The 7,990-nt window shown below is 63.0% G+C and carries 7 protein-coding genes; 3 read left to right on the top strand and 4 right to left on the bottom strand.

All coding sequences use genetic code 11. The features are described from left to right. The 3 genes from NW838_RS04480 to NW838_RS04470 form a co-directional block, all read right to left on the bottom strand. Window positions 1-550: hypothetical protein (locus NW838_RS04480; RefSeq protein ID WP_414427572.1), on the bottom strand; the 550-nt coding region annotated here is incomplete at its 3' end. Then, a complete protein-coding gene (locus NW838_RS04475) occupies window positions 529-951 on the bottom strand; it encodes a thioesterase family protein (protein WP_414355784.1) in 423 nt (140 codons plus the stop codon). The genes NW838_RS04475 and NW838_RS04480, both read right to left, overlap by 22 nt. Before the next feature lie 28 nt (window positions 952-979). Beyond that, window positions 980-2,563: a hypothetical protein gene (locus NW838_RS04470; protein ID WP_414427571.1), complete on the bottom strand. Its 1,584-nt coding sequence runs from the start codon at window positions 2,561-2,563 to the stop codon at window positions 980-982. 214 nt (window positions 2,564-2,777) lie between these two features. Here NW838_RS04470 and NW838_RS04465 point away from each other — a divergent pair, with 214 nt between their 5' ends. The 3 genes from NW838_RS04465 (at window position 2,778) to NW838_RS04455 (ending at window position 7,154) form a co-directional block, all read left to right on the top strand. Beyond that, window positions 2,778-4,886 carry a tetratricopeptide repeat protein gene (locus tag NW838_RS04465; RefSeq protein WP_414427570.1) on the top strand — a complete coding sequence of 703 codons (2,109 nt, stop codon included), beginning with the start codon at window positions 2,778-2,780 and terminating at the stop codon, window positions 4,884-4,886. 100 nt (window positions 4,887-4,986) lie between these two features. Further along, window positions 4,987-6,168: a 3-dehydroquinate synthase gene (aroB, locus tag NW838_RS04460; protein ID WP_414355781.1), complete on the top strand. Its 1,182-nt coding sequence runs from the start codon at window positions 4,987-4,989 to the stop codon at window positions 6,166-6,168. Further along, window positions 6,147-7,154, top strand: coding sequence for an aspartate-semialdehyde dehydrogenase (locus NW838_RS04455; protein WP_414427569.1), 1,008 nt, complete (start codon window positions 6,147-6,149; stop codon window positions 7,152-7,154). Before aroB ends, NW838_RS04455 begins: the two co-directional genes overlap by 22 nt. 13 nt (window positions 7,155-7,167) lie before the next feature. Here the strand turns inward: NW838_RS04455 and NW838_RS04450 are convergent. Beyond that, window positions 7,168-7,990 (bottom strand): hypothetical protein (locus NW838_RS04450; protein ID WP_414427568.1); only part of this gene is annotated, 823 nt, incomplete at its 5' end.

Genomic DNA, 7,990 nt, shown 5'->3' with positions numbered 1-7,990 from the left:
CTCTGTCCCACCGGCGCGAAAGGGCGAGCCATCCCAGTTTTAAGGCCGGCCCCAGCACCTGCCAGCCGCGAAACCGAACCACCAGGGATCCCTGTCCGCACCAGCCGATGCGGGTGAAGGTCAAGCGCAGGTGTTGAGCCAACGGAAGAGGTAGAGCGGCGATCAGCCCCAAGCATTGCCCCGTCAAAGCTGGATCGGCAAAGCCAATTTCTACGCCGCCTTGCCAGGATTGAATGCGAAGTTGCTTGCCCAGCTTCCACAGGTAGGGCCAATAACGCGGCCAATCTCCGAGGGAGCGAGGTTCTCCCCGCTGTACCGGCCAACGCCCGCGAAGGCGCAGGGATCCCCAACGCCATTCCCAGCCACGGCGGCTGCCCCGCACGGCCCAGCCTCCCCAGCCGTGCCATTTCCAGATCCAGGCAAGGGGGCCCTGCCAGGGTTTGCGGTAGCGCAGAATGAGCTGTTGAGGCCAGAACAAGAGAGTTCCCACAAAGACGGCCAGCAGCAATCCCAAAGGACTCCGTCCCGCTAACGCGAACAGCTTGAGCACCGACTGGGATCCTCCGCGGTCAATCCATAGCGGGCCAGAAAACGGGGCAAATCGACCACCAGGCAGGTGTAGGATCCCTGCATCACCAGCCGCTCCTGCTGGGTGATCTCCACCTGAAACTGAATGCGTCTCCCCTCCACGGCCACGACTTCGACCCGAACCTGCAAGGGATCCCCCGCCACCGCTGCCGACCGATGCTCCAAGGCAAAGCGGATCCCGACCGCCGCTTCCTCCGGCTCGTAGAAGGGCTGCAAGGTGTTGTGGCCGCACCGCTCGATCAACGTCAACAGAGCTGGGGATCCGATCACCTTCACACCGGGGTTGCCCAGGGCTGCAGCGGTTTGTTCCGGGCCGAGGATCCCCTGCCAGGTGCCGAGGGTGCCCAAGGGAACGGGTTTCATCTCCGCACAACCAGAGTGCTCCGCACCGCTAACGCGAACAGCGGGCAGGGGCGCGCATTCTCCTGGATTGCCACAGGCTCCAGCCTTGCCAGAGCAGGAGAATCAACGCCAGGATCCCGACCACCCCGGCCAGCACCAGCGCCCGTTCCAGGCGGGTGGCATGGAAGCCGGTTACCGTCCAATCGCGGCTGAGGTTGGATCCCAGAATGGCAAGCACAGTCAGGCCCAAACCAAGGACTCCGTCCCGCTGCCGCGAATGGATCCCTGGAGATTCCGCCCCTCTTCCCTCCTGCTGCAGGAGGATGGGCTGCAGCGCCGCCAGGATCAAGGCGGTGGTCAAGGCTCCCAACAGGAAGGCCGCTTGCGGCTGAGCGTGAATGAAGTAGCCCACCCCCACCGGCAGAGCCAGGCTGGCCAGCGTCAGAGCGATCCCCGTCTGCAGGGGTTTGTCTGGCCCATACAGCCAGTGCAGGAGCGCCGCCAGCGCCATGGCCGCCATTCCCAGGTACAGCGCCGCCGACACATAGGGTTGGGTGAGGTCGATCCCGGCAACCTGCAGGTTGAACTGGTGCAACAGGTTTTGCAGCAGAGGGCGGGCCGACAAGAAGAGGGCTGCCATCGCCCCCCAGCGGCTGGGAAAAGCCAGACACCCCAGCCCCAAGAGCGCCGCCCCGTAGGATCCCCCCAATCGCAGCGCCAGCAGCGCTCCTCCGCCCACCAGCGTTAGGCCCACGCAGGCCTGCCAGAGCAGCCATCCTTGTTGCTCGGCAACGCTGACGCGACCGGCTAAAGCCTCCGGCCCGCTGACATGAGCAGGTTCCCCTGGCGCAGGGATCCCCTGTCCCGTCTGGTTTTCCAAGGCAAGCAAGGCCCACGAGAGCAGCACCCCTGCCCCGTAGAGCAAGGCCCAAAAGGGATCCTGGTATAGGCCGTTGCGGGTCAAGGCCAAGGCCAGCGCCAACGCCACCAGCCACCCCACCCCATGCCCCACTGCCGACAGCAGCCCGGGGGAGTCTTCTGAGGCGGTCAAGAGCGGCACAGTGCCTGCCACCAAGCTGAGGGCGGCCAGCCCCACCGGCAACAGCACCTGCCAAGGGAGATCCGGCTGGGATCCCATCTCCAGCAGGCGAGATCCCCAGGTTATGGCGGCAATGCCGCTCCACCCCTGGCCCAGCGCCATCAGCAACGACAGGGCTTCCGCTGCGGCCAAGACCCCCAGCAAAGGGATCCCCACCAAGCCCATCCCCCGGCCGCAGCCCCACAGAAACAGCATTCCATGTTGCTCCGCAATGCCGATGCGACCGGGGGAGCCGACAGCCAGACTTTGCCAGGCCGCCAAACTGAGCAACAGCACCACCAGCCCCTGTCCAGCCCGACCGCAGCCACTCAACCCCAGCAACCCCACCCCCACCAGGCCCCCCAACAACAGGGCCAGGGGGATCGGCTCCGGCAACTGACCCAGCCAGCACCCCAGCGCCGCCAACGCCACCAAGCCCAGCCCCACCGCCGGTTGCCAGCGGCGAACGGATCCCCAGCGGCGATATCGAATCGCTTCCAACAGCAAGACCACCAAGCCAATCGCGGCCGCAATCGCCAAAACTCCGCCCAGCATGTGCTCCCTCCTTTCAAGCCCTGCACCAACTATCGCCTATCGTTGTCCGCTCATCATCGCCATTCGCAGAAGCGTCGCGTAGGGATAAGGTTTGCTCCTTGCCCCAGACTCGGTGGAGGGCAGTGCCCCGCACCGCTAGTGCGTTTGCGTTTGTGAAAGCGTCGCGCAGCGATAACGCAAAGATAAGCTGGAGAAGATCAGCGAGCGGGCGTTCATGTCTTCAGAGCATTACAAGTTCGACCTTTTCTTGCGCTACCACCGAGAGCAAGCCCGGTGGGCGCGTCAACTGGCGGAGCGGCTGGATCGCGAGGGTTTCAAAGTCTGGTTTGACCGCTGGATGCTGCAGCCGGGGGATAACCGCAAGCTGGAGCTGCAACTGGCCATCGAACAATGCCGCTGGGTGGGAGTGGTGGCCTCTCCAGAGTTTGTTGCCGATCCCTGGCCAAGGGATGAGCTGTACAGCGGGTTTCCCCATGCCCCGGCACGACAAAACCAGCGTCTGCTGACGCTGCTGCACACCCCCACTGAGCTACCCCGCCCCCTGGAAGAGGCGCCCCTGCTGGATTTTACCGGCTCAGAAGAGGATCCGGTGCTGTTTGAGTACCGCGCCTTGGAGCTAATGCACTTTTTGGATCCCAGCTTCCCTGCCCCCGGGGATCTGCAGCGGTTCCGGCTGCAATACCGCCGCCGTGAGGGGAAAGAGTCCCTGGAAGATGAAGAGGTGCGGGGATTTCAGGCCTTTTTGCGGGCCATCCAGATGGCCATCCTGCGCATTGCCACAGGCGAAACCCCCTCCGCCACGCCAGAAGAAGGAGCGCGTCAGATCGCCATTTTGCAGTTCATTCAGCGGCTGTTTCAGTGGAACAGTGCCGACATCCAATTCGAGCGGGGGGAAGACTGGCGTCGCCGCGGCAACCTGACGGAAGCCCTGGCCGCCTACGACCGGGCTCTGAACATGGATCCCAACTTCGCCCTGGCTTGGAGCCGCCGTGGGGATGTGCTGGTGCAGTTGGCCCGCTACCGCGAGGCGGTGGACAGCTACAACGGATCCCTGAGCATCAACCCCTACGACGAAGAAACCCGGCTGCGCCTGGCCCTGATTCTGGGGCGCCTGGGGCAATACAAGTCGGCGGTGGTTAACTACGACAAGGTGCTGGAGAGCAACCCGGAAGATGCTCTGGCCTGGCATAACCGCGGCATCCGCCTGCTGCAACTGAAGCGGTCGAAGCTGGCCCTGAACAGCCTGAACAAGGCGCTGCGCCACAACCCCAAGCAGCCCCGCACCTGGCTGGCCCGTGGGATCGTGTTGCGACGGCTGCGGCGGCCCAGCTCGGCAGCGGCTAGTTTTGCGCGGGTTTTGAAGCTCAACCCCAGAAGTGCGCGGGTTTGGCGCTACCAAGGCAATGCCCTCTTCCACTGCCACCGGCTGCGCTCGGCTGTCGAGTGTTACAAGCGCTCGCTGCGGCTGCGTCGCCGGGATCCCATAACCCTGCACAACTTGGGGGTGGCCCTGCTGCGCTTGGGGCAGTATCGGCTGGCCAGCAAGGCCCTAGAACGCGCTCTGCGCTACGATGCCGACAACTACAAAAGCTGGTACGCCCGCGGTGTGGCCTTCCAGAAATTGGGCTACCTGAAAGAAGCCTGCATCCACTTCGAGGAAGCCCTCAAGATCAAGCCGGAGCACTTTCCGGCCCGCTATGCCCTGGCAATGGCCCAGCAGGAGTTGGGGCAATATGAGGCCAGCCTGCAGCATTTCCAGCGCTTGGTGCAGCAGCGTCCCGGCAGTTCTGCCTGCTGGTTTGGCCAGATCACCAGCCTGCGGCGTCTGGGCCGGCTGGAAGAAGCCCGTGCCGCCTGCCAGCAGATGCTCCGCCTCAACGAACGGGATCCCTGGGGCTGGTTTGCCCTGGGCTTGCTCTACGGCGAGCTAAAGGATCCCGAACAAGCTGTGCAAGCCTACTCGCGGGTTTTGCAGCTCACCCCAGAAGATGCTGTGGCCCTCAACAACCGCGCCTGGGAAGCCTTGAAACTGGGGAAGCTGGAACCTGCTCTGGCAGACGCCCAACAGGCCACGCACCTGGATCCGCAGCGGCCCGCCTTTTGGCATACCCTGGGGCTGATTCAACTGCGGGCCGGCCAGCGAGCAGCCGCCCAAGCCAGCTTGCAGCGCTGTCTGGAGCTGGATCCGCAATTTCAGCCGGCCCAAGCCGCCCTGCAGGACTTGGCCCAGGAAGACTCGGCCTCGCCGGCGGGAACAGCTCTGCCGGATTTGGAAACCCTCACTCCCCAGTCGGAGCCGCAGCCAGTTGACCCCAACCCCTAGCAGGATCCCCTGGGCTTTCAGACCCCAAGGACAATGCCTGCAGCAGGCAGACGGGAGCAGAACATGCCACACTGGATCCCGCCCCCCAGGACCGACACGCATGGATCCCTATCTGATCCCTGTCAAGCTTCCCCACAGCTCCTACGATATTCTCCTCCAGTCTGCCGAAGGCCCCCCTGGCCACAGCCTCATCCAGCTGGGATCCCAAATGCGAGCTAGAGGGCTTTCCGGCAGGGCTCTGGTGGTGAGCCATCCCGGCATTGCCAAACACTTTGCCGAGAAGTTGCTGCAGGGGCTGCAACAAGCGGGGTTTGCCGCCCACCTCTGCCTATTGCCTGCCGGCGAACGCTACAAAACCCTGCGCTCGGTGGCCAAGATCTACGACGCCGCCCTAGCCTTTGGCCTGGAGCGCTCCTCCACCTTGGTGGCTCTAGGAGGGGGGGTCATTGGCGACATAGTGGGGTTTGCCGCCGCCACTTGGCTGCGCGGGATCCCTTTTGTGCAGGTGCCCACCTCACTTTTGGCCATGGTGGATGCGGCCATTGGTGGCAAGACCGGCGTCAACCATCCTGGCGGGAAAAACCTCATTGGGGCGTTTTATCAGCCGCGCCTGGTGTGGATTGACCCGACGGTGCTGAAAACTCTGCCCCCACGGGAGTTTACTTCGGCTTTGGCAGAGGTGATCAAATACGGCGTGATTCAGGCTGCCGACCTATTTGAGTTTTTGGAAGATCGACCCCAACTGAGCCGCCATACCGACTTTACTCCCGCAGACTTGCACTACCTGCTGCGCCGCTGTGCCGAGTGCAAAGCCTGGGTGGTGCAGCAGGACGAGAAAGAAGCGGGCCTGCGGGCCATCCTCAACTACGGCCACACCCTCGGCCATGCCCTAGAAGCTGCCACCGGCTACCGCCGCTATCTGCACGGAGAAGCTGTCGCCATCGGCATGGTAGCTGCCGGGGAGATCGCCCGCCGCCTGGGGTGGTGGAGCGCTGCTGAAGCCGAACGGCAACAACGCCTCATTGAAAAAGCAGGACTGCCCAGCCGGTGGCCGGCCGGGATCCCTTGGGAGGCAGTGCTGCAGGCAATGCAGGCCGACAAGAAAGTCAAACAGGGGCGGATTCGCTTCGTTCTGCCCCGCCGCATCGGCCAGGCCGAGCTGACCGATCAAGTCGAGCTGGCAGAGGTGCAGGCTGCTTTGGCCTCGATTACAGCCACCTCTGGAACCCTAGAATTAGGAAAACCTAAGGACAAGAAAGCATGGCACGGCAACAACGAGTAGCCATTTTGGGGGCCACAGGAGCAGTAGGGACGGAGCTGCTGACGCTATTGGAAGAGCGCCACTTTCCTGTAGCCGACCTCAAGCTTTTGGCCTCTCCCCGCTCTGCAGGCACTTATTTGACCTTCAAGGGGGAACGGATCCCGGTGGAACCAGTTTCAGAAGCGGCCTTCCGGGGCCTGGATCTGGTGCTGGCCTCTGCCGGAGCCGGTGTCTCCAAAACCTGGGCCAGAACCATCGTCGAGGCGGGGGCGGTGCTGATTGACAACTCCAGCGCCTTTCGCCTGGATCCCAATGTTCCGCTAGTGGTGCCGGAGGTCAACCCCCAGGAAGCCTTCCGTCACCAAGGGATCATTGCCAATCCCAACTGCACCACCATCCTAATGTGCGTGGCCATCTACCCCCTGCATCGCCACATCCCCCTGCGCCGCGTGGTGGCCGCCACCTATCAATCGGCCAGTGGGGCCGGGGCCCGCGCCATGGTGGAGCTGCAAGAGCAAACCCGCGCCTACCTCCAGGGGCAGCCGTTGCAGCCCCAGGTGTTCCCTTACCCCATTGCCTTCAACCTCTTCCTCCACAACAGCCCCCTGCAAGAGAACGGCTACTGCCAGGAAGAGATGAAGATGGTGAACGAATCCCGCAAGATTATGGGATCCCCCAACCTGCGGCTGACAGCTACCTGTGTGCGGGTGCCGGTGCTACGTACCCACGCCGAGGCCCTCAACCTGGAGTTTGAACAGCCCTTCCCTGTGGAAAAAGCCCGGCAAATCCTGGCCCAGGCCCCTGGGGTGGTGCTCATTGAAGATTGGCAGCAGAACCGCTTTCCCATGCCCATCGACGTGGCCGGCAGGGATGAAGTGGCGGTGGGCCGCATCCGCCAAGACATCTCTGAGCCCAAGGCCCTGGAGCTGTGGCTGTGCGGGGATCAAATCCGCAAAGGTGCGGCCCTCAACGCCGTTCAAATTGCCGAGCTGCTTTTGAAGGACTAATTAACCTGAACCGTCAAGGATTAATAGCCTGAACCGTCCAGGTTACCGGCCCCACTGTAACAGGGGCAGCCTCAGTGCTGTTCAACGTCACCGGGGAGTTGGGGTAGTTGTAGGTGCCGGGTGGGTCCGCAGCTACGAATGAGACTTGGACAGAGATGGTCACTGTGCAAGTTTGTCCTGGGGCTACTTGTCCTCCGGTGAATCCAATGGTGGTGGGCGGAGTCCCCGAGGTTGTGATATTGGGGGAGCCGCACGATGTAGGAGTCGCCGCACCGGCAAATTGCAAACCACCAACCGGCGCTGGCGGCAAGGTGTGGCTAAAGGCCAAGCCCGTCAATGGAATGGCTGCGTTGTTGGTGATGGTAAACGTCAAAGTTCCAGTCCCGCTAGCGGGAGGTGCGCCGATTGGGCCAAGCAGGCTGGGAGAAAAGGCCATGGTAAAGGTGGGAGCTGGCACCGTTACCGTTAAGTTGATAGCAGCAGCGGTGGCATTAGGCGCTTGGTTGCTGCTCAGGGTTACCGCGGGGCTGGTCAGGGATCCCGCTGTCGTGGCTGTAACCTGAAGATCCAGGCTGATGGTGCAGCTAGCGTTGGCTGCCAATGAGCCGTTGACCAGCAAGATGGAAGTTGCTCCTGGTGCAGCTGCCAGCGTCCCGCCACAGCCGTTGCTGAGGTTGTTGGGGGTGGCAACGACCAAGCCGGCAGGCAGGGGATCGGAAAAGGCTAGACCCGTCAGCGGCAGAGCGGCTGTGTTGGTGATCGTGTAGGTCAGAGTTGTTTTGGCAGTAGGGCCGGCAGCTACCGAGGTGGGGCTAAATGCCTTGGTAAAAGTCGGG

The sequence above is a fragment of the Synechococcus sp. R55.2 genome, assembly GCF_047462075.1.
GTDB lineage: Bacteria > Cyanobacteriota > Cyanobacteriia > Thermostichales > Thermostichaceae > Thermostichus.
This window is presented reverse-complemented; position numbering and strand designations above follow the sequence as displayed.